Raw genomic sequence first — 26,181 nt, forward strand, 5'->3', positions numbered from 1 at the left:
GCTTAGTTGATACACGAAGAAAGGGCGATTGAACGGCGATGACGGAGCAAAATAACGAAACGGCCGAAATGTACCGCGAGCGTTGGGTAAGGCTGCAGAAGAAGATGCGGGACAAAGGGATCGACGCATTTCTGGCGACGCAAAACGTGGACATCTATTATTTGACCGGCTCGATGCAGACCGGATATGCGTTCGTACCCGCGGCGGGCGATCCGGCGCTGTTCGTCCGGCGCAGTGTCACTCGCGCTATGACGGAAGCGAAAACGGACGTCGTGCCGCTCGCTTCGCTGCGCACGTTCGCATCCGAACTGAGCGCACGTTACCCGGCCCTCTTTGCTGCCGGATCCGTTACGCTGGCTACCGAATTTGATGTGCTGCCGGTACAGGCGTATATGCGGCTGCAAAGTGCTTTTCCCGGGGTGACTTGGACGGACGGCTCCTTGCTCATTCGGGAAACGCGCATGATCAAGTCGGCCCCCGAGCTGAAGCTCATTCGCCAAGCGGCTGCAGTTATCGATACGGCGTTCGAGGCGGGAGTTGCTGCGCTTCATGAAGGAATGACGGAGCTGGAGCTCATGGCCGCGATCGAGCATTCGATCCGGCGCAAAGGCCATCTCGGCCTTATGCGGATGCGAGGCTACAATCAGGAGCTCATTACCGGCATGGTTGGAGCGGGGGCGGCTGCGGCGCTGCCCACGTATTTTGACGGTCCCGCTGGAGGCGAAGGATTGAGCGCCGCCGCGCCGCAAAGCTCCGGACGGCGTCGGATTGGCCGCGGCGAGCCGATCCTGATCGATATCGGCTGCTGTATCGAAGGCTATGTCATCGATCAGACGCGCACTGCCGTCATCGGCGAATTGCCGGATGACCTTGCGAGTGCTTACGAGCAAGCGGAACAAGTGCTGCGCCGCACGGAAGAACGGCTGAAGCCGGGTACCATATGCGAAGATCTTTATGCAGCGGCGCTAAAGCAGGTGAAGGAAGCCGGGCTCAGCGATCATTTCATGGGCTACGGCTCCGATCAGGTCAAATTTCTCGGACACGGGATCGGCCTTGAAATCGATGAGCTTCCCGTACTCGCCAAAAGCTTCACGTATCCGCTCGAGCCCGGCATTGTCATCGCCATCGAACCGAAGTTTACGTTCCCCGGACGCGGTGTCGTCGGCATCGAGAACAGCTATGCGATTACGGAGAACGGCTATGAGCAGCTAACTCGTTCGCGGGAAGGGCTCATTCGTCTCCCCTAGCTGCTCAATACGCGTAAAATCCGGGCATGCTGTCCGCAGCATAGAGGCGGAGGTCGCGTTGCGGCGCAGCATGGTACGGTCGAAGCTCGTGCCCATAAAAAATGGCCGACTTGCCGATGTCGGGCCGCCGGCCAATGCGTCTTATATTTTCTGGATCACTTTGTCTACAATTCCATACGCTTTCGCCTCTTCGGCGGACATGTAGTAGTCGCGGTCCGTATCCTGCTCCACTTTTTCCAGTGGCTGGCCGGACGTTCTGGCGATAATTTCGTTGAGTTGCCTGCGTGTCTTGATGATCCAGTCGGCGCGAATTTTGATGTCGGCTGCCTGCCCTTGGGCCCCGCCCCAAGGCTGATGGATCATAATCTCCGAGTTCGGCAAAGCGAAGCGCTTGCCCGGCGCGCCCGACGTCAATATGACAGCTCCCATGGAAGCGGCCATGCCGACGCATATTGTGGATACATCCGGCTTGATGAAATTCATCGTATCGATGATGGCCATGCCGGCTACCGTTGAGCCACCGGGGGAGTTCACGTAGAGCGAGATGTCTTTCTCCGGGTCGTCCGCCGCGAGAAACAGCAGCTGAGCGACAATGGCATTGGCTGTATGGTCGTTAATCTCCGTCCCGACGAAAATAATGCGGTCTTTCAGCAGCCGCGAATAAATGTCGTACGAGCGCTCGCCGCGCCCTGTCGATTCGACCACAATCGGTACAAAGCTCATTGGTAATACCTCCTCATATTATAATGACGATCAAGCGGCCATGCTGCGTACCGTATCCTGCCAAGCCCGTGAGGGAAGGCGCCCGAAGCCGGAAGATACTTTCACGATATGGACGGTCGGCTGATCCGGTGTTTCGCTGCCGGGAAGCAGCGGCAGCGTGACCTGTTCCCACACGTGCTCGCCGGCTCCGCCGGCCGCAGCCGATTTGCGGCGAAACGATTCCAAATCGATGACGTTGTCTTTGCGTTCTTTTTCTTCACTCATCGCTCTCACTCTCCTGCATCCGGTTTCGGATATACGGTTAGCACAGCCTGATAAAGGATTTTTTCTTTGTCACCAGTGGAACCGGCTGCAGCGTACTTGCGGACGATCGCCTGAACGGCCGCCACATATTCCTCGATAAAAGCGGCCCGCTGCGTTTCGTCGCCGAGCGGCACTTGCAGTTCCAGCGCAGCGCTCGGCACCTGCTCGGCGGCGTCGGACCTCTCCATTAGCAGCAGCGCATCCTGCTTTACTCGCTCCGCCGTCCGGATCAAATGAGCCAGAGCACCTTGATCCTTCAGCTTTTGCAGCGTCTCCGGCTTCATGCTGAGCGCTTCCGCCAGCACAAATGTTTTGGCAACGGCTTGATACAGCACCTCTACCAGATTACGCACTTGGCGTGTCCCGGTTCGCCTGACTAGCCCGACTTTCTCCAACGCCTTCAAATGGTAGTTGATACGCTGCGGCGTCTCGCCCAGCATCCGCGCCACCTCGGCGGCAGACGCCGGTTCGACGAGGCGGGCCGCAATTTCGCCGCGCAGCGGATTGAGCAGCACGAGAGCCTGCTCGGGAGCTTCGACCCGGTATGTTTCCTGGATGTCGTGAACCATCTGTGAGCCTCCTCGCGTATGGCTACAGTACAATTATATGTTACGTAAAAACATTTTATTACGTTGGGCTTGAAATGTCAAACGGCATTGGCCCAGTGAGATGATCGCCAACAAATATGTTTTGAAGTATGCAAAAAAAGTTTTGAAGTAGACAAATAAAGTTTTGAAGTAAGGTTTGTATGTTAGTTTATATGCAGAAATGGATACCATTCAGACGCAAAACAGCACGTAAGTTTTGAGTTCTAATTCAACATTGCCCTTACCACATGGTATGGGCATTTATCGTTTTAAGGACGGGTGAGGATAATCATTGACCCTCAAACACCTGTAAATATGGTTCGAAATATTGATTGGATGATTGAAGAGAGATTTTTAGATACTCGGCCTGGTTTAGACGATGATTTGGTGGAGAACATTTGGAAACTGTTCATAAAATATAAATAGAAGATAGAGCTTCAATGCCATTTCGTTCATCACACCCTCCGGCTAGTTAGCAATAATGTCATTTTAAAAGATACAACAATCGAAAATGTATGACAAAACAAAAAAAACGAATGGTATGTTAGGTTAAAAAACAAAAAAAGTTATTAATAATAATTTTACAAAACATAAAATTATATACAAACACTAGAAAATGTTTTTATTTTAGGTATAATAAATAGCGAACATAGTTAGTTTCGGTTTGTCGAAATTACATATCTAGAGGAGGGCTGACAACGTGTACTCAAATGAAAAAGCACAATATCTACAAAACAGAAATTCATGAATGACACAAAATGACTAATCGTAAAAGGAGGTTAAAGAATGAACAGGAAACCCAGATGGTTGACGTACTTACTTGCAGCAGTCATAGCCGTTACACCTTTTTCTCCCATTATGGCATCGTCAGGCGGAACTCAACCCATAGGATCCCCCTTGTTCAGTGATATGAAAGGACACTGGGCAGAAAGCCGTATAGAAAAATGGACTTCGCAAAGAGTTGTAAGCGGTTACCCGGACAACGCCTTTCATCCTGATGAAAAAATTACGAGGGCTGAATTTGTTACCTTACTCAACAAATTGTTCGGCTTTTATGTAAAGTCGGAGCAACATTTTTCCGATGTCGATGCCGGCAGTTGGTATGCTGACCAACTATCACTTGCCCGACAGGCCGGTTATTTTGATGGATATCCGGGTAACAAAGCGCAAGCTAATGATTACCTTACCCGTCAAGATGCAGTAACGCTACTGACTCGTGTATTTTCCCTTAATCCGTCACGAAAGGATTCAAATACAACCGAATTTAAAGATGCAGATGAAATTGCAGCTTACGCGCGTAGTTCGGTGAATGCGCTTGCAAAATGGATTGATGGATACGAGGACGGGACCTTTCGCCCTAGAGGTACGATTACTCGTGCTGAAACGGTTAAACTCATCGACAGCTTGGTTTCCAGCTTTTATAACAAGGAAGGCGACATCGAGGGGGGAATCATCGACGGCAATGTTGTCATCAATAAAGAAGGCGTAGTCCTTAAGAATGCTCGTATTCTAGGCAATCTGTACCTCGCGGCAGGGATCGGCAACGGTGAGGTTACGCTGCAGGGAACCAAGGTAAAGGGAATCACGTTCGTGGAAGGTGGCGGCCCCAATACAATCATCTTCAATGACTCTGAACTTGACGAAGTTTATGTGAATCGCAAAGAAGGTGAGGTTCGGGTACTTGCGTCGGGTGATACTCAAATATCCCAAATTACCGTCGATAAATCCTCCAAGCTTGAACTTAGCTCAGGAACGAAAGTTGATTCGGTTCAGCTGAACAAACCGACGATACTTACAGTGGCGGAAGGGGCCGAAATCAAAGCAATGGACGTGGCAGCCGCCGCTTCCGGCACTTCCATTTCCAGTCGCGGAACAATCGTGAAAGCGAACATTGAGGCTGAGGGGGTAACGATCAACGGAACTGCTGTCCCAGCGGGCCAATTGACCGTCACAAAGGGGGAGGTAAAGCCGTTCCAACCGAATCCCACGCAAATGCCGGCCCAATCCAGTGGCTCCTCCTCCAGCACGGAAACATCGGTTAGAAGTGTCGATCTCGCCGATGCACGGGCAACTGCGGAGACAAGATCGTTGTTCGCTTATCTGAATGACGTTCGAGGTAGGGAGATATTATTCGGACAACAGCATGCGACTACGGAAGGCATCTCGATTACCGCGAAAGATGGAACTCAATCCGATGTGATGAATGCCGTTGGCGATTTCCCAGGCATGTTCGGATGGGATACCTTGAGCCTGGAAGGTTACGAAAAACCGGGCATGGTCGGTGCTTCCCAGCAGCAAAACCGCGATAATCTGATCGCTGTCATGAAATCGGCCTACGAGAAGGGAGGTGTGCTCACGCTCAGCTCCCACATGCCGAACTTCGTCACCGGCGGCAGTTTCTATGATACAAAAGGTATGGTAATCTCACACATCCTTCCAGGGGGGGATAAGCAAGCACAGTACAATCAGTTCCTCGATATGGTCGCTGACTTTGCCAACAACCTCAAGGATGATAACGGCAAGCTTATCCCGGTCATTTTCCGGCCTTTCCACGAACAGAATGGCGGCTGGTTCTGGTGGGGGGCGCCATACAGGACGAAAGATCAATATAAGGAGATTTACCGTTATACCGTTGAATACCTGCGTGATAAGAAGGGGGTACACAATTTCCTCTATGCCTTCTCGCCGGGCAGCCCGTTCAACGAGACGAATGACGTGTACCTGGAGACGTATCCTGGGGACGATTACGTTGATATTCTCGGCTTCGACACATACTATGACGGCAAAACCCCCGGCTGGTTCGACGCTGTGGTAAAGGATGCGAAGCTAATCTCCAAGCTGGCGGATTCGAAGGGAAAAGCAGCGGCCTTCACGGAATTCGGTTATTCGAATGTGAAACCGACCGGGACCCAGGATTTACAATTTTTCACGAAGCTGCTAAATGCGCTCAAATCGGATCCGGATTCGAGACGGATGGCTTATATGCTGACATGGGCTAATTTCAATACGGATTCGATTTTCGTTCCGTATAAGAATGCGCCGGGACTCGGTGATCATGAGCTTCTGCCGAATTTCACGGCATACTACAACGATCCGTACACGGCTTTCAGTAAAGAGGTGAAGGCGGACCAGCCGTATAGCCGGCAGGTTATAACGACCGGGGAAAGGCCGTTCCTGCACATCACATCTCCGACGGCAAATGAAACCATTCCTGCGACAAGGTCAACCACAATACGCGCGCGTGTATTAAACCAGAACGTGGAACGTGTCACTTTCCGAATAGGCGAGAATGGAATGGAAACCGGCATGAAGGCAGATGAGGAAGGATTCTATTATACAGCCGATTGGACGCCGGGGCCATCGCTTGACGAAAAGGGAACGAGCTTAACGGTAACCTCATATGCGAAGGACGGCTCCAAACTGTCGCAAACGATCCGAGTTTTTATCAGCGATGTACCGCCTAACTCCGACCCTCATGTTGTGGATACATTCGAAACGTATATGGGAAGCAATGATCTGCTGGATGCAGCCTATAGCGCTCAAGGTGATTTGAACACAATTACGCTCGATGCCGACCATAAGTACAACGGGAAGTATGGCTTGAAACTGGCTTATAACGTGAACGGTCAAGGTTATACCGGCGAAGTGAAGAACATGAACAATGTCGACTGGTCGGACGCCAATAAGCTGAAGTTCTGGCTGCAGCCCGATGGTAGCGGTCAGAAGCTGGTGATTCAAGTGAATGCCAGTGGTATCTCGTTCGAAGCGTATCCGTCTCTTGCGAGTACAACGGAAGGCGTGGTCGAAATTCCGTTCAGTCAATTCACACCGGCTCCATGGGATACATCGAATGCCGGAAAAGTAATGACTAAAGAAAACTTAAAAGATATTCGTTCCTTCGGTATTTACGTGAACAAGAAGGAGACGGCATCAAGCACTACGGGAACCCTCTATTTTGATGACATTCAAGTTTATAACGACGGTACCGGCGGTGTACCGGACGGCGGCACGGGCAGCATGCCGGCGCCGGCGGGACTGTTGTATGGCTTCGAGTCGGATACGCAGGGCTGGAATGTAGACGTGAATAACGCAAGCGCAGGAACATCTTCGGTCACTCATGACGTGTATGCGCAAGGCTCAGGCTCACTCAAGGTGGATTTCTCGCTCTCAGGCTCGGACTTTGAAATCGTGAAATTCGAGAACATAGATTTATCCGGAGTTAACGAATTGAGCGCGAAACTCAAACTAAAGAGCGGTACAGCCAAAGCACGCTTGTATATTAAAGCAGGGCCTAACTGGACCTGGACGGATAGCGGTATGGTCGACATCAACGCCGATGATTTCACAAACGTGATGATTCCGCTTGCAGGAATTGCGAACCTAAGTAACGTAAAGGCAATCGGTATCAAGCTAGAGCAATTTTCCGGATCAGGGATAACATCCGTATATCTGGACGATGTGCGACTGGTTGCAAGTACGGCTTCTCAGTCAACCGTTTATGGTTTTGAAGATGGAACCTTACAAGGCTTCTCGATCAATGTAGATAATAACAATCAGTATAACACGGCAGAAGCCTCAGGACTGGCTGTCACTGATTCCGTATTTGCCGCGTCAGGTATGCACGCGGTAAAGGCCGATTTTGCTTTGAATGGCGGTCAATTCCAGCTTCGTCGTATGGCAACCGTAAACCTTTCCAACTTCACCAAGATTTCCGTCAAAGTAAAAGTCGTGCCTGGAGAAGGTGCTACCGTCGGCAGCGGGGTTAAGGTTCAATTGTTTATGCAGAGCGGGGCCGGGTGGGAAACGTGGACGGCTTCAAACGCAACCCCTGTGGATGCCGGCGGATACTCGACGATAGATGTGAATATCAACAGCGTAACGAATAGAAATTTGACGCAAGCCATCGGTGTGCAGGTGATGACAGCGGCCGATTCCTCCGGGAAAGCGACTGTGTATGTTGATGACGTAACGATCTCATAGCCATGAAATTAAAGGACGATAGGCGGCAACGGTTACAGCGGAATTCGAAAGTATTGGGTGGGAACGGATTGTGTTCGGCTGCAACAAAATAAATTTGGGCTGACGTCGGACCGGCTTGAATTAGAAGCTCGACATCCAGCTCGATGGGGTAGACGTGGTTTTAATCATGCTCCCAGAACGATTTCATCTAATACGAAGGGAAGATCAAATGTATGGATCGGACCGTAAAAAGGAGTAGATTTATTACTGCATATATGCTACTGCTTACTTCTGTTGCCTTTGGCTTCCGCCCAGATGTCTCGAGTGCCGTGTCGACCGGGTTTGGTTATACTAGCGGGCAACATTTTATGTTAAACGGGACCTCCTTTTATTTTCAAGGGAATAATACATATTACGCAGGCTTGCTTGACGGTTAACTCACGCAAAGTTGAAGTAGACTCGGTAATGGCACACAAAATGCCCAAAAAAGCATCAACGTCCTACGCATGTGGGGGGGGGACAACGGAAGTTCGACGGGCACCATTCAACCGACGCTCGGCTGTTACAACGAAACTGCCTTGCCGATTAGATTATGCCATTAAAAAGGCTGGCGACCCCCGCAACGAAAATGACGATAAAACAGGGACGAAATTGTACAACTGGGTTAGTGAGATGGACGGTTTCGTCACTCTGGTGCTGTAGCCTTTCTAAAATAAAGATAATACAAGAAAAAAAGAATCCTACATTTCTTTTCCGCACGGCGGAACCTATACTGATTCAGAAACTACGATCACTCATTGGAGGTTTTCGCGATGAATGTAAGCCGCATTGTTGTTTTTTACGATGTTTCGTTTCCATATGAAGGTCAGCGACCGAATGTTTCGGCCCTCAAGAAGCTTCAGGACAACTACCATGTAGCGGATGCTGAAAATCTCGCCGAAGCGCTTGTGGACGCGGATGTTCTTGTGCATTTGCACGGCTCATATTTCCCAAAGGAGGCCTGGAATGCCATACTGGCTCATCTTCGTGTGGGAAAAGGCCTGTTGTCCGTGGGCGGGGCTCCATTCAAGAAGCCGGCAATCAAAATGGACGGCGAGTGGAAAGTGGAGAAAGCGCAGACCGGTTATCACCAGCAGCTGCAAATTCATGAAGCGCTTGAGGTCGATCCGGCTCCGATCGCGAAGCTCGTTCACCACCGAGATATCCCGCTTCTGCAGGATCACGAGTCGCTATTTACGGTCGAGCCGACTTACGGCCTGGTTCTGCACGTGACCCGTACCGACGACAAGCCTGGAGAGCTCGGTTCGTCAGGGCCGATAGACGCGCACATTTACCCTTTGCTGAAAGGTATCAGCGGCGGCTCGATCGAACGCGAAGTCGCGGCCCCCGTCGTACTGATCGAGAATACGAAAGGGGACTTTGCCGGCGGCCGCTGGATTTTTGTTAATCAGCCGTTGCGTGAGGCATTCTGGAGCAATGGCGGAGCGGATGCGCTCGGCCGGTGGGCGGACTTCGCGGCGCTAGGCGTCACGGAGCTGTGGCTGAAGCCGAATTATGCCTCGTACGAGCCGGGGGACCGGGCGACGCTGATGCTGCAAGCGCAGCGACTCGGAGCGCGCAAGGAGAAGGCGGAATGGACATTCAAGCTTCGCGTACTGAAGGCGAAGGACACAGTCGTTCAAACCCCGACACCGGACTTTATCTATCGTCCTAAACAATTTGCCGAGGTTTGGAGCACGGAGCTCCGTCTTCATGCGGGACGCGAGCTTGAGTTTGGGAAGGTCCGCATTCCGGAGCCAATTCAAAGAGGCTTCTACGTTGCGGAATGCGAAGCCGTGTCTTCGCTCGGCGAAAGTCGCCTGCTGCGCCAAGGATTCTGGGGTTTCGATGCGGAGCTTCTGAAGCAGGGCGACTATTTGACCTGCGACCGCGATTATTTTTGGAAAGACGGCAAGCCGCTCCCGATCGTTGGCATGACGTATATGACGAGCGATGTTGCGCGCAAATATTTATTCCTTCCAAACGCAGCGGTATGGGATCGCGATATGGCCCAGATGAAACGCGCCGGCATCAATTTGATCCGGACGGGCATTTGGACCGCGTGGCGCCAAATCATGTTTGTCGACGGGCATGCTTACGAAGAGGTGCTTCGCGCGGTCGACGCCTTTATTTTAACAGCGAAGCGTTACGATCTTGAAGTAACCTTTAACTTCTTCTCGTTCACTCCGGAGAACTGGGAAGGCGTGAACCCTTATCTGGATCCGAGAAGCGTGGAAGCGCAAAAACGGTTCATCTCAGCGATTGTTTCCCGTCATACCGATTCGAAGCACGTTCATTGGGATCTGATCAACGAACCGTCGATGTTCGACCCGAAACGGATTTTCAAGGGACCTCGTTCCTTACATGACCGGTTCGAAAAGGACGCATTCATCGAATTCCTGAAACAGCGGCACGGTACTCTGAGTCTTCTTCAGGAGCGTTGGAATATGACGCCAGACGATCTTCCTGCCTTTGAAGCAGCGCAGCTACTGGAGCCGGACGACATCAACTTCGGTACGACGGAAACGCTGGCGAAGAAAGGCGGGCCTTGGCTCGATTACACATTGTTCACGATGGAAATGCACAACCGTTGGGCCAAACAGCTGTTGGAAACGATTCGCGCAATCCAGCCGAAACAGTTGGTGACGGTTGGGCAGGACGAGGCTCTGACCGCGCAAAGACCATCGCCGTTCTTCTACGCAGACGAAGTTGATTATACGACCGTGCATTCGTGGTGGAGCATGGACGATCTTGTATGGGACGGCGTATTTACGAAAGACGCGCATAAGCCGAATTTGATCCAAGAAACCGGCATCATGTATGTGGAAACGCCGGACGACCGAGCGAAACGCAGCGAATCCGAGCTGCGAAACATTCTCGAGCGCAAATACGCGTATGCCTTCTCGACCGGCGGGGCCGGAGCGGTTCAGTGGATTTGGAACATTAATTTCTACATGAACAACGTCAATGAATCGAACATCGGGGCACTTCGCGCAGACGGAACAGAGAAGCCGGAAGCGGACGTTTCGTATGATTTCGGGTCGTTTATGGAAAGCATTCGGGAACTGTTCGTCGGCCGCAAGCTCGAAGATGTCGCCGTCATTTTCCCTTACTCCAATGATTTTTCAAATCGAAAGCTTGTGACGGAAGCGACCGCACGCGCCGTTCGAACGCTCGTCTATGACATGAATGTGCACGTCCGAGGGTTCGGCGAGTATCATCTCGATTCGTTAGCCGATTCTAGTCCGAAGCTCATCCTTGTACCTAGTGCCCACAACTTCAGCGATGAAGCGCTGGAGCGACTGATTGGCCACATCCGGACGAACGGAGGGACGTTGCTCTTCACCGGACCGGTTGGATTGGATGCTTACTGGCGTCCGGTTCGCCGTTTGGAGAGCGAATTGCAGGCCGGGGAAATAACGAACGTGCGCCGGGAAGAAGCAATTGAGATCGAAGGGCGCATCTACCCAGTTTCCTTCGGAGGAGCCCGCATTGCGGATACCAATAAGCAGCTGGTGAACGGCGTCGCCGCAAAGCAGGCTACAAGGCTCGTGGAAGCTGATCTCGGTAAAGGGCGAATGATCTGGTGCCCGCTTCCTGTGGAACTTGGCTATCGCCCCGATGTGCTGAAGGCGCTATACAGCTTAGCGCTGAATCGGGCTGGCGTAACTGCCGAGCTCGAATGGTTGGAAGGCGGGGAACTGCCGGGCGTGTACGGGCGCAAAATCGAATACGCCGGCGGTGCACTGTACGTTTTCGTCTCCGAATACGGCCACGCTGCACGGATTCATGTCAAAGATCCAGCAACAGACCGCTCGTACGCCTTCACGTTGGATAGCGAACGCTCCGTGCTGTTCGCCACGGATGCGAAAGGCGAGTTGACGGCGGTATATCGTCCTGCCGAGGTTTCAATCGCGGTAAGCTAAGTGTCGAGAAAGAAAAGACCGGTATCGCGCAATGTCCAATCTACTCAACCGTCTGTAAACAGCTGCATCAAGCTCTTCGAGAAAAACGGCAGCCGAAGGCGTCAAGCCTTACCGGCTGCTGTTCCTTCTATACGGGGAGCATCGGTGGAAGCTGATCCGGCGCAGCATTCGATGACCGAGCTCTTTTCATATTTACTTGCAATTGTCGTCATTATTGCGCAAAATGTGCCGACTCATCCGCTCTATATCGAATATACGAGGTAGGAGCGTACGAAGAACTTCTTGCCCTAAAGAGGTGTTTTATGAGATAGAGTCGATGCAGGCGTAATCCCGAAAAAGGCGTACAAATGGAGACCTCATTTGCCATGCCTTTTTTGTTAGGCAAACTTTTTGGGTTCGATTGCAAAAGAATAAAAAAAGTCCAATAAATCGCGACTCCGTACAAGTTAGGCTCCTCACGTGTGGAAGAATAAATGTGCTCATCAATTCGCCGAAATCACGTAAATCTCTTCCAGCAGACGATTTTCAATGCAGGAACGATGTGAAACAATGTGTTAGTCAAAAACTCGATAAAAGTTATTGAAAAAAACATTTACAACAAAAACATGATGTGTTACATTGTACATAGTTAGGCTAACAAATACCGAGGTTAGGGGCACTGAAATGGGTATCATCATCAACGAAGACTCGCAATGTTTTCATTTGCAGGCAAAGGATACGAGTTACATCATTCAAATTCATGACGCTGGTTATCCGCTTCATGTATATTGGGGCCGTAAATTACATAGCAGCTGCACGGCCGACGATTTAATTCCTCATCTGAAGCTGCAGAACAATCTAGACAAGCTTCCCCAAGAATATCCGCAGTATGGTACAGGGGATTTTAGAAACCCCGCTTACCAAGTGGAATTGGAAGATGGAAGCCGAATAACCGAGTTCATCTACCGCAGGTATCGATTGCTGGAGGGCAAGCCCGCTTTGGAAGGGCTCCCTGCTACATATGTTGAACTTGCTTCGGAAGCGCAGACGCTGGAGCTTGAACTGCAGGATGCATACTCGGGCTTGATTATGCAGTTAAGCTACACCGTATTCGCCGACCATAATGCCATCGCAAGGTCAGTTCGTTTTTGTAACAAGGGCTTGAAAACGCTTCAATTACAGCGTGTTTTAAGTGCAAGTGTTGACTTCGGCCGAGATCATTTCGAAGCCGTCTATTTGTCGGGAGCGTGGACGAGAGAGGGGCATATTCAGAGAAGGGCGCTAGGTCCCGGCATCACGCGGATTGAAAGCAGAAGAGGAGCAAGCAGTCATCAGCTGAACCCATTCATAGCGCTTGTATCGCCGAATACAGGAGAGGATCAGGGAGATGTATACGGCTTCAGTCTCGTTTATAGTGGCAACTTTGTAATTGATGCGGAAGTGGATTCGATGCATTCAACCCGCGTATCGATAGGGATTAATCCTTTCGATTTTTCATGGCAGCTACAGCCAGGAGAGTGTTTTCAATCGCCCGAAGCCGTGCTTGTGTATTCGGCAAACGGCCTGGGGGAAATGTCCAGAACGTATCATTCCCTTTATCGAACCCGTTTATGCCGGGGATTATACCGGTACAAGGAACGTCCGATCCTGGTCAACAACTGGGAAGCTACTTATTTTCAGTTCGATGTCGGCAAATTGGAGGCGATTGCAAAGGCGGCGGCTGAGCTGGGCATCGAGCTGTTTGTTTTGGATGACGGCTGGTTCGGCAATAGGAATGACGACACGACCTCGCTTGGGGATTGGAGTGAAGACTTCCGCAAACTTCCAAATGGATTACCGGATTTGGCGGCAAGAATCCAGGGGCTCGGGCTGCAATTTGGGCTGTGGGTAGAGCCGGAAATGATATCGCCGGACAGCGAGCTTTACCGTCGGCATCCGGATTGGTGCCTTCATGTGGATGGTCGACGTCGTACCGAAGCGCGAACTCAGCTGGTCCTGGACTACTCCAGGGAAGAGATCGTCGATTACATATTTGAAACACTTAGCAGCCTGTTTGAGAAAGCGCAAGTGAACTATGTGAAATGGGACATGAACCGGAATATGACGGAAATCGGATCGGTAAATCGGTCTCCGGCACAGCAAAAAGAGACGGCCCATCGCTATATTCTCGGATTATACAGGTTGTTGGAACGACTTACTGCCCGTTTTCCTCACATTCTGTTCGAGAATTGCGCAAGCGGCGGCGGCAGATTTGATCCAGGTATGCTCTATTACATGCCTCAAACTTGGACCAGTGATAATACGGATGCCGTTGAACGTTTGAAAATCCAGTTCGGCATGAGTCTCGTCTACCCGATTAGCGCAATCGGTGCGCACGTATCTGCGGTACCGAACCATCAAGTCGGAAGGATTACGCCCCTTTCTACTAGAGGCGATGTGGCTATGTCAGGAAACTTTGGCTACGAGCTTGATTTGACCAAGCTTTCCAAAGACGAGAAGGGCATTGTTATACAGCAAGTCAACCAGTACAAGAGGTTCCGTCATTTGGTGCAGACCGGCAATTATTATCGGCTCCTCAGCCCTTTCGAAGGCAACGACACCTCATGGATGTTCGTATCCAATGACCGGACCGAGGCTCTGGTCTACTATTTCAAGGTGTTGGCTGAACCTAATGTTCCCGTCAAGCAACTGAAACTTCAGGGCTTGGACCCTACTTTTACCTATAGAGTATCCGGAACGAATCTAACGATAACCGGTGACCGCCTGCTGCATGCCGGAATACAGGTACCGGCGATGGAGGGCGACTTCGCCAGCGGCTGGATTTATTTGCTTGCATCCCCCCGGCGGTAGAGGAAAGGAGCGAATCAATATGGCAATGGAAAACGGAACTGCCCTTCCGAACACAACCCCGAAACGCAGGAAATCCAAATGGTCCGTCGCACTCGAGCAGAAGTATTTGTTCTTCATGTCGGTTCCGTTCGTCATCTGGATTATCATCTTTAATTATATTCCCGTTTGGGGTTGGACAATGGCTTTCCAGAAATTTAGACCCGGCTTATCCTTCCGTGAGCAAACTTGGGTCGGTTTCGACAATTTCGTCGCCTTGTTTTCGGAACCTCATTTTTATCTCGTTCTGCGCAATACGCTGGCAATGAGCATAATGTCGTTGGTTGTCGGTTATACGGTACCGGTCCTGTTCGCTATACTTCTGAACGAACTACGGCATATGGCCTTTAAACGCACGATGCAGACGATCTCGTATTTGCCGCATTTCGTATCTTGGGTCGTAGTAGCCGGTTTGATTACGAAAATGCTGTCCACAGACGGCGGGATCGTGAACCAGCTGCTCATCGCGATCCACGCGATCGACAAGCCGATACAGTTTATGGCTCACGGGGAATGGTTCTGGGGGATCGTCACGATGTCCGATCTATGGAAGGAGATGGGCTGGAACTCCATCATCTATTTGGCGGCGATCTCCGGAATCGACCCCGAATTGTACGACGCCGCCAAAGTCGACGGGGCCGGGAGGTTCAAGCGGATCTGGCATATTACCCTGCCTGGCATACGGCCTACGATCATGGTCATGATGATTTTATCTATCGGATGGCTCACGAGCATCGGCTTCGAGAAGCAGTTCTTGCTCGGGAACAGCATTGTGCAAGATTACTCCGAAGTGCTTGATCTGTATGTGCTGAACTATGGAATAAAGATGGGGCGTTTCTCCTTTGGGACTGCCGTCGGCATCGTAAATTCGATCGTGAGCATTATGCTGCTGCTTATATCGAACCGTGTGTTTAAGCGGTGGACGAACGAAAGCGTTATTTGAAAGGAGGAAAGCGCTACAATGGCGGCAAAGAGTACAAACTCCGAAAGCGTTCTATTCGACATTTTTTTATATGCCTTTATGATTTCGGTCGGTATCGTGACCGTTTATCCGTTCTTAAACGTACTGGCAATATCGTTCAATCAAGCGATGGACACGGTCAGGGGAGGCATCTATTTATGGCCAAGGATCTTTACACTGGACAACTACAAAGAAATTTTCATCTACAACAATTTGATAGTGGCCTTTAAAAATTCCGTCCTTCGGACGGTGCTCGGCACTTTGCTAGGCGTGTTCAGCGCGGCGATGGTGGCCTATGTGCTTAGCCGGAAAGATTTTATCGCGAGGAAACAAATTTCCTTCGTGTTTGTTCTGACGCTGTATTTCTCCGGCGGGATCATACCGGTCTATATGCTTATACGCGACCTGCATTTGATGAATACCTTTTGGGTTTACATTTTGCCGGGGCTGGTTAACGCTTGGAATATTTTCGTGATCCGTTCCTATATAGACGGATTGCCGATCAGTCTTCAGGAATCAGCCAAGATTGATGGCGCGAACGACTTGGCGATTTTCTTCAGGATCATTCTTCCGCTCTGCAAACCAGTGCTTGCGACCATAGCGCTCTTCATTGCGGTGGGACAATGGAATTCCTGGTTCGATACGTTTCTTTACAACAGCAATTCCGACGATTTGACGACACTGCAATACGAATTGATGAAAATATTGGCCAATACCACGGCGGGGGCCAGCAGTGCCGATATGGCTAGAAGCGGCAATCCCGAGCTGACTACACGCGTATCGCCAGAGTCGATTCGGGCTTCGATTACAATCGTGGCGACACTGCCCATTTTGGTCGTGTACCCCTTCCTGCAAAAGTATTTTGTGCAAGGGCTTACGCTGGGGGCCGTAAAAAGCTAGAGAAGTTTCTATTCGGTTGTAACAGATATTTCTGTTATATACAAACCAAGATTATTAAGGGAGGCACAAAGATGGGAAACGCAAAGACGTGGGCTGCAGTTACGTTGGCTGCGGCGCTAATCGGGCTCACGGGGTGTACGAATGCCAACAAAAATGAGGGCGCGTCCGTGGCGACGACAAGCGGGGACGACAAAAAGCCGATCACGATTACGATGTTCAGCGAAGATCTCAACTCCAACTATGAGAATATGCAAAGTCCCGTCGGAAAAAAAATCACGGAACTCACAGGCGTTACGCTGAAAATCGATTATCCGGTCGGCGATCCGAAGCAGAAAATTGCGCTTATGGCCGCTAGCGGCGAATACCCGGATCTGATCTTCGCCAAAAACGATTCCAATTTGATCGTTAACGCCGGCGGTTTTATCGATCTTGCACCACTCATCGACAAGTATGGACCGAATATCAAAAAGCTGTACGGTGACTACCTGAACCGTCTGCGCTGGAGTAAGGACAACCCAGCGATTTATTTTTTGGGTACCTATGGCGTCAACGAGAAGCAGTGGGAACCGAAGGACGGCTTCATGCTGCAGCATCAGGTTGTAAAGGAACTGAACTATCCGAAGCTCAAAAACTTGCAGGATTTTGAAAACGCTATTAAAACGTTCAAGGAAAAGCACCCGACAATCAACGGACAGCCTACAATCGGATTAACCTTGATCGCCGAAGACTGGCGCATTGCGCAGAGCGTAACGAATCCGGCCGTATTCTCCACTGGCGGTTCTGATGACGGCGAATGGTACATCGACGATAAAACGCAAAAACCGGTATTCCATTATACTCGTCCGGAAGAGAAAGAATATTTCAAATGGCTGAACCACATGTATGCAACAGGTCTGATGGATCCGGAAAGCTTCACCCAAAAATACGATCAATATAAGGCAAAGATCGCTTCCGGTCGCGTCCTTGGTCTGATCGATTCCAGGTGGCAGTACCAGGAGCCGGAACAAGCACTGAAGCAAGCCGGCAAACCGGAGCTGACTTACGGCATTTATCCGATCATGCTCAATGACAGTCTCAAAAACCGCAATTTCCAAGACGCCGGATACTCGGCCGGCTGGGGAATTGGCATCTCCAAGAGCGCCAAGGATCCGGTCCGCATTATCAAGTTCCTGGATTGGCTCTGCTCGGACGAAGCTCAGATTTTGAACAACTGGGGCATTGAAGGCGTCAATTATAAGGTCGAGAACGGCAAGCGTGTTGTAACCGACATGGACCTGCGCAACTCGGATCCACAGTATGGCAAGAAAACCGGTATCGGCGTATATGGCTATCCGTTCCCGCAGTATGGCAATGGTGTAAAGGATTCTTCGGGACAAACGTATACGATCAAGAGCGAACAGCAAATAATGGACGCTTATACGGCGCCTGAGAAAGACGTACTTTCTCACTACAACGCTAAGATGTGGCAGGATTTATTCCCGAAAGCATCGGAATTCCCGGTCAAGCCATGGGGGGCCGCTTGGCAAATTAATATCCCGTCGGATACGGAAGGTGCAGTCATATTCCAGAAGCTTGAGGATATCGTAAGGAAACGCATCCCCGAGATGATTATCAAATCGCCGGACAATTTCGACGCTCTATGGGACCAGTTCCAGCGAGAGATGGATCAAGCGGGCGTTCATAAGCTGGAAGGCCAGTTTGATCAATTACTAAAGCAGCGAATTGAGCTTTGGAATAATAAGTAGCTTATTAGGTAGGAAGACTGTCCGAAAAGGTAAACTTCGGGCGGTCTTTTCTCATATGGAACCAAACGTAAATAAAAGGTAGATGTGTAGAAGCTAACAATTCTTTAATTTTGTTTGGTGAACCGTTAATTGTATGCTACAATAGACGATGTAGCTTAAGATGGAGTGATCGCGTATGAGAAGAGTGACGATGCAGCAAATCGCCGATCAGGTTGGTGTCTCCAAATTCGCTGTTTCACAGGCACTGTCAGGCAAACCCGGTGTAGGGGATGAAACGAGAGCGAAGATTATTCAGACTGCTGCCGCTCTCGGATATAACCTGTCGTCCCAATGGGCGATAAAGAAGCAAAGCGGAGAGCCACCGATTCATGAGCGCAAAACTTCCGCAGTATCCAAGAATACGGTGATCGTTCTGCTGCCTAACGTACGCTTTCAAGAGCGGGGGGCCGTATTTTGGGGAAGAATCATCGACGGCGTTTCTTCCGAATTGGAGAAACAAGGAATAAGGGTGATGATGGTAACGGAGAACAATGCCGAAGGCTTCATCGATATTATTAATCCATCCGCCGTTCTCGGTCTAATCGGGATCGGTTATATTCCGAGCCAGTTATTGCTGGAGATACGAAAAACGGCCATCCCTTTCGTCCTTATTGATCACGAGGATCCACTGATTCCTTGCGATTCGGTGTTTATGAACAACTATGACTGCTTCCGAAAGCTGACTACGAATTTGATCGCTTTAGGTCATCGTCGAATGCGATTTATCGGCAATCCGACGTACTCGCGGAGTTTTCATGAACGGTGGCTCGGCTTTCGCATGGTACTTGAGGAGAACCGTCTCTCCGTTCCCTCAACGGATGATCCTCTATTGAATCTGGATGAGAATGCACAAGACGTTATCGAACAGACCATCAATCAATTGATCGAAACGAATGAGCTTCCGCAAGTTTTTGTTTGCGCCAACGATTTTTATGCCCATATGACGATTCGCCTGTTGATCATGCGAGGAGTCAGGGTGCCGGTGGATGTTTCGGTCACCGGCTTTGATAATACGCAGGAGTATCGAGATCTTCCCAGTCTGAGTACTGTAGAAGTGCACAACGAATTAATGGGGATTCGTGCTGTCGAGGTGCTGCAAAAACGATTGAAGAACCCTGATTTGCCCTATGAGAAAACATTGATTTATGGCGAAGTGCTTTTCCGACAATCGGTAGCAAGGTGCGACATTAAAGAATGATTTGCCGGTCTAGAGCATTTAAACGGATTTTCCTAAATGCATCCCAACTAAGCAAAAGCGGCTGTCCAAAAAGCCATCTATGATGACTTTTTGGACAGCCTGTTCCATGTTAAGAAAGATTTTTTCCGTGATAAGCAGGGAAGGAAATCCGTAATAGAGGCTATAACGCGTTATCGCACACATTGACCGACAGATGGAGGAGGAGCTTCGGCTACCCGATCTTTTTCATGACGTTCCTTTTGCCGGAGCGGTATTATTTGGCATTGTCAGTCATTCTTATGCGAAAATGGTGGAAGCGCAAGGCAAGCCGTTCGTCATGCTCGAATCGTACCATCGCGGTATTAAAGTACCAGATGTTACCTCGGCCAACGGCAATTCGGACTAGATCTGCACGAATTCTGCAAATGCTACTTTTAACGGAAGATCGCTCACGTTTGTGGTACCAGCTAGGCAGATGCTTAAACAGCTTTACCGCCGAATATTTCATTCATCTGCAGCGTGAAGAAGGACTTGGAATGGAAGCGTTATGGAACCATCTGGACGATGAACAAATCCATGATTTATCCGTAAAAATACGCTCTTCCATTTCCCCGCATGCCATGATGATTTTCCTTCACTATATGCTTCCCGCAATTTCTCACGCAGATCGATTCGTGATTTTAAGCGACATGAAACGGTTTGCTCCGCGGGAATTTTATGAAGCGGTTTTTCAATTGGCAGAAAGCCGATTAGAACAGCAGAGCTTTTCCGCGTTAAAGTCGGCATTAGATACTATAGAAGCGGCGAGTTAGATATGACTGTTTAGTTATGGAGCAGCGGCGGCAATTAATTGTACTTCCGTGGATGGAATATCTTCGCCGTTATAGCCAGACATGAAGAAATCCAGCAAATCCTAGATTTTGCTGGATTTCTATATTTATCAACGATGTCCTTTCCAATACCCGGAGGAAAACTCAAATAGGGTTTACTATCCATAGTACACAATCCCATTGGTCCCGTCTACGGTGACTTCGTCCCCATCCTTTAATTTGGAGGTTGCCACCTTCGTTCCGACAACGCCGGGAAGCTTATATTCCCTGGCAACGATACTGGCATGCGACAGGATTCCACCGGCATCGGTAATGAGGGCGCCGGCGGTGGGGAATAGAACCGTCCATGGCGGTGTCGCTGTTTTACAGACGAGGATATCGCCTTTTTTTAGCTTAGCAAAGTCTTCTTGTCCGTGAATGACCTTAACCTTGCCAGTATAAATGCCCGCAGAAGCTGCATAACCTTTGAAGGATTTCGCCGGATCTCCTGCAAGGCCGTGGGGCAATCCGAAAATACGCTCGATGACCGGATCGCGCAGCATGCCCGATGGGGTGCCAAAGAATGGCTTCGGCTGTCTGCTCAGATTTTCTTTAAAACTATTTTTGTTCTGCTCCACGACTTTATGAAGAGGTACAGGCTCCTGTAAAGCCTCCAACAAATCGTCCAAGTATAAAAAGAAAATGTCCTCTTCGCATGCAAGAATCCGATGCTGAACCAAGGTACGTCCTACATTCTTTAGGAAGTAACGGGATTTGGCAGCTATCATCTCGTCGATGTAGAAATGGTGATCCTCATCTGCACCCCAACAAGATATTGCCCATCCGTAGACTTCTTTAAAACGGTTCGTCATTTTGCCTTCGGGAAGGCGTTCGAAAAGCTCCTTCACCTTTGCTTGGCGTTCCGCTACGATTTGTCTGAATATCTTGTCGAAATCGTAGTCGTGTTGAACGTAATTCGTAATCATTGACAAAGCATAGGAAGGATTCTCAAACCAAGTTTCTTCCGTGAGCTCATGGGTGATCGCTGTACGGTGACCATAGATGTTTAAGAAATCGTGCAGATCCCTCAAAAATTCCCTGCCCTCAGCGGTTTGCCCGAGCGTTTCTACCGGATTCCCGGAATACGTTAGGGCAGAACGCAGCAATGCGGAGGATTTGACTTGATTGGCCAAGAGCCATAGCCCGCGATCGGTTTCGAGGGACATATTCATAATCCCCTTCAGTAAATCATATACCTCCTCAGGGTGCTCCGCGCCGGTCGCCCGTCCGTATGCTTCTTCCAATGTAATCGCCAAACAGGTTCGAGGTATCGTTGTTTCAAAGTGGTACTGCCATGCTTTCATATAAAATTGCTGCAATTCTTCTACATACTGGTGGGCTTCTTTTATCGCCAAACATCCCGTAGATCGTTCAGACAACTTATTATAGAATGGCATGAAGAACTCATTAACCCTGCTTTCAAGATAAGACTGGATCTGAGGGTAAAGCTCCTCCATTTTTTTCTTATGCTTGGCCATTCTTTCTTCGATTGGTTCGGGATGAGGGGGCATTGTCTGATAAAAATACCCTCGATCGGTCTTGACGATGAATTGGGCGATCGCATCTTCATATTTTCAAACGCTCTCTTGGTTCCTATCGTTACGGCAGGTATCATAAAAGAAGCAAACAGAGGAGATAACGGTCGGGAGAAGTGAGTATCATCCAGCATCCAAAATGCTTGCTCTTTATCGTTTTCGCTTAGGATTAAGCTTGTCTTCCAATCCGATAAACGGTTCGTCATTTTTCTCACCCTCCATTGGTTATGTTTCTTGCCTGCAGGATATGGAGCTTTCCGTGCCGGTATGCAAATTCAACATCAACGGGGTACCCAAATAGCGTTTCAATACCCATGATCATGGCCCGAAGTTCATGCAGCTGTTCGTCATTTAAACTAAAACTCGATTGTTCTTGACTGGTCGTTTCGGCTATGCGTGTCCCATACCGATCGAGGATAGTCTTGCAATCTTTATCTCCGAGATCCCTTGCAACGATTGCATTCCTTTGTTTGGAAAGAGCGAAGACGTCCGGCGTCACCAGGCCGGATACTACCGCCTCGCCTAATCCAAAATTGGCATTTATGATAATCTCATCATCATTTCCTGTAATCGGGTTTTTGCTGAAGGCAACTCCGGCAACGTCCGCATGGACGAATTCCTGAACGATAACGGACATTGCCGGTGCTTGGCCGCCTGCAGACCCTCTTTGTGTCAGATAAGATTGGGCATGGCCCTGATACACAGAAAGCCAACAGCGCTTAATCGATTCCAGCAAGTTAACGAAATGAACGTTCAGAATGGTTTCATATTGTCCGGCAAACGAGGCCGACTCCAAGTCTTCTATGGAACAGGAGGAGCGAACGACCACGGGAGGCTGCACATATTTTTTATAAGCTGCCTCAATTTCTTGACGCATGTACTCGGGGAAAACCCACCCATAAGGGTCCTGATCGCTCTGAACGGCATGCTCGAAAGTTTGAGCCGGGATGACGAATCCTTTAGGAACGGGAAATCGGGATTGAAACAGAAGCGCAAGGTTCTTGGCCTTACCTCCGATTTCGTCCTCTGTCCGTGCATCCGTAAAGGGAATCATCTTGGGCACCAACTAACACTCCTTACCGATCATGATGCTTAAGACCATATTACGTGAATTGAAGTCGTTCATCTATCGGGAAAATTACGTATACGTCAAAGGGAAATTTTCGAAATGCGCAGAACATATATCTTGAAATACCGAATAGCCGCGACTCTCCAAAGAAGGGTTGTTTTCGAATCATGTTGATAAAGAAGTTGCAAATGGTGGAGAGGGAAAAGTTCGTAAATCAAATTCCTGCAATGCTTGCGAACCTTATGGATGGCAAGGGTGCGATTGTTTCCATCGCGGGCGAACCCGGAATCGGGAAAACCAGACTATCCCAGGAAATCATGAATATCGCAAGCGAGCATCGGTGCAAAATTTTGCTTGGCCGCTCTTATTCCGTCGGCAGCGATACGGCCTACACTCCGATTATTGAAATGTTGAACCAAAGCTTCCGAGGCGTAGCTCCGGAGAAGATCGCCGCGTGGACGAAGGATTTGCCCGACTTGGGGAAGCTGCTGCGCCGGTTTCAACTCCCTGAACCGCCGAAAGTAGGAGATCCGGCATTGGAAAAGACCCGTCTTTTCGAGTCCTTGGCTTGTCTTGTGGAACGGATGGCGGAAAATCAGCCGCTTGTCATTGTGCAGGAGGATCTGCATTTCACCGATCCCGCTTCCCTGGAATTTCTCCACTACTTGAGCCGCGGCATGAACATCTTCCCTCTCGTGATGATTTTTACGATCGATACGTTCGGACTATCTCTCAATGCTAAGGCAAACGGGTTTATTCAGTCCTTGCGAAAAGAAGAGTATTTTAAAGAATTCCGCCTACAGCGCCTGAGCGAAAACGGGGTCGCCCGTCTGCTTGCAGACCGGCTTGGACCGGCTCTCCCTGAAGGTTTTATTCCTTTCATTATGAAGCATTCCGAAGGAGTCCCCTTGTTTATAGACGAATTGCTTCATTCGTTGCTTGAAACGGGAGTGTTATCGAAGCAAGACGGCGTTTGGACACTTTCTGTTCAGTCGATCGAAGCCATCCCCTCCCGAATTAAAGAGCTGATTAAAGAACGTATTGGGCGAATCGATGCCGAAGATCGAAAAGTGCTCCTCTATGCAGCTATTTCCAAAGGTACTGTAGCCCACCGAGTTGTCCATCGCCTTACGCAAATGAGTGAAGACGACTTTCTATTTGCCATTCAACAGCTCAAAACTTTAGGGCTTATTTATGAAGAGCTTCAAGAGATGGAGGTCCATTACGGCTTCTGCCACGCTTTGGTGAAGGAAGTCGTTTACGAAGAGTTTCCGATTATGGTCCGCCGGCGCGCCTACAAGCATTTTATTGAGGTGTTGGAAGAGAGCGGCTATGAAGATGTGGAGCATTTGGCTCATTTGTATTATGGTGCGGGAGCTGAAGTGGATCCCGCGCGAACGATTCGCGTTTTCCTGAAGGAGGCGGAGAGGGCCCATTTGCTGCATGCTTATGCATCGGCTGCAAAGTATTATAAATCGGCCCTGCAGCTTATCCATACAAGCAAGCTGCCGGAGGAAAAAGGCCGGATTCCCTGGCTCCTCCAACGGTTGGGGGAAGTCCATAGAATGCTGGGGGAGCGAAACGAAGCCGAGAGATATTGTCTGGAGGCCATTCGCACTTATGTTCAATACAACGACCAGAAAGAAATAGCGCGATTACATGGATTATTATCGGTTATTTGTTGGGAATCGGGGGAGATCGAGCAGTCCCTGCAATATTTGGAGGACGGCTTGACGATAGCAAGAAAGCAGCCGGATATTCCTGAAGTACGCATTCAACTTTTGCATACAAGTCTGACGTATTTAAGCCGGCTCAAAAGGCCCGAGGAATACTGCCGGGTCTATGAAGAAATTCAGCTGGTGCATAAGCTGGTAGGAACCTCCCAGGCTGCGGCTCAAGCGAAAGTAGCGGAAATCGATTATTGGACGAGCTGCGTCTATAAAGAAAATTACAGGCCTGACAAGGTTCGAGTTTTGATCGATAGTCTGGAGAAGATGGAGGCCCAAGATGAGACGCTATTTCGCGGCTACTTCGTAAGCGCCATTAATTTTACTTTTTGCGGCCAGTACGAGATAAGCAGAATCTATTCGCAGAAAGCTTTGGAAGTCGCGCGGCGCATGCATACTCTTGAATATGAAAACCGAAGTTATTGGGTACAGGTCAAAGCAGATCTCTTAAGCGGCAATTGGAAGCTGGCTGTGCCCAAAGTTGATATCAGTCTGTCCAATGCAAGGAGAATCGATGTTGGAAGGACGTTAATCTTCGCCTATATGACTAAGGGGCTTGTTTATGCATGGATGGGGAAATACGCGGACGCTCAGTTTTGCCTGGACGAAATGAAGAGGCTTGTCCCCGCTTTCCCGACTAAAGATGGCCATATAACGGATATGGTTGCCCCGATCGAGATGATGATTGCGTTAGGTACGCATAGGGCGGCAGACTATTATGCTTCCATTGGTCAAACAAGACCTCATTACGTCGTCTTTCCATGGTTTAACCTGGCCCTGTGGGGGGAGATTCAATTGTCCGCAGGCGATCAGGCCGGGGCGCTGGAAACAGCCGAGGAGCTTCTTGCCGTCAGGAAAGAAGATAACCTCTTCAGTTGGGCATTAGGAAAACGACTATATAGTAAAGTGGATTTTGCGGATGGCAATAGGGAAGCAGCTTTAGTTCACATCCGGGAAGCAGCGGACTATTTTGTACAGTTATCAATGCCCCTGGAACATGCACGCTCACTACTTGTTTATGCCGAAATGATACTGGAGAACGATACTGAAGAAGCCAAAAACCTGTTACTCCAATGTATGGAAATATTTGAACATTTGGAAGCCGAACATGATTTGTACACGACGCAGTCACTTATGAAAAAGCTGGGGGTTCGTACGGCAAAGCCCAACACGACGGGCGCCGCGAGCAAGGAACCGGACTTAAGCAAAAGAGAAATGGAGGTCGCCCGGCTCGTAGCCGAAGGATTAACGAACATCGAAATTGCCGAGGTGCTGATGATAAGTCCGCGTACCGTAAGCACGCATCTTGAGAACATTTACCGGCGACTCGGCATCAACTCCAGAGCCTCATTGGTTAAATATCTGATGAAAGCTTAAATGTGAAAAGCCGCTAATCACCCGATCTAAAAAGTGGTCAAGACCCCAAATAGCGGACATTGAAAAAAGCCCTAAGCTGCTAGCTGACGTCGGTACTCTGCCGGCGTCAGCTTGTTTAGCTTTCTTTGCGCTC

15 protein-coding genes are annotated in these 26,181 nt (G+C 49.6%); 10 read left to right on the forward strand and 5 right to left on the reverse strand.

Annotated elements, in window-relative coordinates; all coding sequences use genetic code 11:
• Positions 1-38: 38 nt before the first annotated feature.
• Entirely contained in the window at positions 39-1,247 is a 1,209-nt protein-coding gene (locus SD70_RS23705; protein ID WP_052487815.1) for a M24 family metallopeptidase, read from the forward strand.
• A 141-nt stretch (positions 1,248-1,388) separates the two neighbouring features.
• Here the strand turns inward: SD70_RS23705 and clpP are convergent, their stop codons facing one another.
• The 3 genes from clpP to SD70_RS23720 are packed head-to-tail and all read right to left on the reverse strand — an operon-like array spanning position 1,389 to position 2,842.
• Complete coding sequence (gene clpP, locus SD70_RS23710) at positions 1,389-1,970, reverse strand: ATP-dependent Clp endopeptidase proteolytic subunit ClpP (RefSeq protein WP_041050300.1); 582 nt, start codon at positions 1,968-1,970, stop codon at positions 1,389-1,391.
• Positions 1,971-2,000: 30 nt separating this feature from the next.
• On the reverse strand, positions 2,001-2,234 hold the full coding sequence (locus SD70_RS23715; RefSeq protein ID WP_041050301.1) for a hypothetical protein: 234 nt from the start codon (positions 2,232-2,234) through the stop codon (positions 2,001-2,003).
• A 5-nt stretch (positions 2,235-2,239) separates the two neighbouring features.
• Positions 2,240-2,842, reverse strand: a complete 603-nt coding sequence (locus SD70_RS23720; RefSeq protein WP_041050303.1) for an ArsR/SmtB family transcription factor — start codon at positions 2,840-2,842, stop codon at positions 2,240-2,242.
• 804 nt (positions 2,843-3,646) lie between these two features.
• On the opposite strand from SD70_RS23720, the gene SD70_RS35235 reads away from it, so the two are divergent.
• The 8 genes from SD70_RS35235 to SD70_RS37145 all read left to right on the forward strand — a co-directional run bounded on the left by SD70_RS35235 (position 3,647) and on the right by SD70_RS37145 (position 20,283).
• The gene (locus tag SD70_RS35235) at positions 3,647-7,840 is read left to right on the forward strand and encodes a glycosyl hydrolase (protein ID WP_082053608.1); all 4,194 of its coding nucleotides are present in this window, start codon (positions 3,647-3,649) and stop codon (positions 7,838-7,840) included.
• Positions 7,841-8,631: 791 nt separating this feature from the next.
• Positions 8,632-11,784 (forward strand): cellulase family glycosylhydrolase, encoded by a 3,153-nt coding sequence (locus SD70_RS23730; RefSeq protein ID WP_041050304.1) that lies wholly within the window; start codon positions 8,632-8,634, stop codon positions 11,782-11,784.
• A 663-nt stretch (positions 11,785-12,447) separates the two neighbouring features.
• Entirely contained in the window at positions 12,448-14,613 is a 2,166-nt protein-coding gene (locus SD70_RS23735) for an alpha-galactosidase (RefSeq protein WP_041050306.1), read from the forward strand.
• A 19-nt stretch (positions 14,614-14,632) separates the two neighbouring features.
• On the forward strand, positions 14,633-15,592 hold the full coding sequence (locus SD70_RS23740; RefSeq protein WP_156158160.1) for an ABC transporter permease: 960 nt from the start codon (positions 14,633-14,635) through the stop codon (positions 15,590-15,592).
• Between the two features lie 18 nt (positions 15,593-15,610).
• Entirely contained in the window at positions 15,611-16,510 is a 900-nt protein-coding gene (locus tag SD70_RS23745) for a carbohydrate ABC transporter permease (protein ID WP_041050308.1), read from the forward strand.
• Between the two features lie 71 nt (positions 16,511-16,581).
• Positions 16,582-18,255 carry an ABC transporter substrate-binding protein gene (locus SD70_RS23750; RefSeq protein WP_041050310.1) on the forward strand — a complete coding sequence of 558 codons (1,674 nt, stop codon included), beginning with the start codon at positions 16,582-16,584 and terminating at the stop codon, positions 18,253-18,255.
• A gap of 175 nt (positions 18,256-18,430) precedes the next feature.
• Positions 18,431-19,492: a LacI family DNA-binding transcriptional regulator gene (locus SD70_RS23755; protein ID WP_041050311.1), complete on the forward strand. Its 1,062-nt coding sequence runs from the start codon at positions 18,431-18,433 to the stop codon at positions 19,490-19,492.
• Between the two features lie 257 nt (positions 19,493-19,749).
• Positions 19,750-20,283, forward strand: coding sequence for a hypothetical protein (locus SD70_RS37145; RefSeq protein ID WP_197081141.1), 534 nt, complete (start codon positions 19,750-19,752; stop codon positions 20,281-20,283).
• Between the two features lie 176 nt (positions 20,284-20,459).
• Here the strand turns inward: SD70_RS37145 and SD70_RS23770 are convergent, their stop codons facing one another.
• Complete coding sequence (locus tag SD70_RS23770) at positions 20,460-21,818, reverse strand: PEP-utilizing enzyme (RefSeq protein ID WP_197081143.1); 1,359 nt, start codon at positions 21,816-21,818, stop codon at positions 20,460-20,462.
• Between the two features lie 268 nt (positions 21,819-22,086).
• Positions 22,087-22,929: a PEP/pyruvate-binding domain-containing protein gene (locus SD70_RS23775; RefSeq protein WP_231571475.1), complete on the reverse strand. Its 843-nt coding sequence runs from the start codon at positions 22,927-22,929 to the stop codon at positions 22,087-22,089.
• Between the two features lie 182 nt (positions 22,930-23,111).
• Here SD70_RS23775 and SD70_RS23780 point away from each other — a divergent pair, with 182 nt between their 5' ends.
• Positions 23,112-26,048, forward strand: a complete 2,937-nt coding sequence (locus SD70_RS23780) for a helix-turn-helix transcriptional regulator (protein WP_041050318.1) — start codon at positions 23,112-23,114, stop codon at positions 26,046-26,048.
• Positions 26,049-26,181 lie beyond the last annotated feature (133 nt).

The organism is Gordoniibacillus kamchatkensis, from assembly GCF_000829455.1.
Classification (GTDB): domain Bacteria; phylum Bacillota; class Bacilli; order Paenibacillales; family NBRC-103111; genus Gordoniibacillus; species Gordoniibacillus kamchatkensis.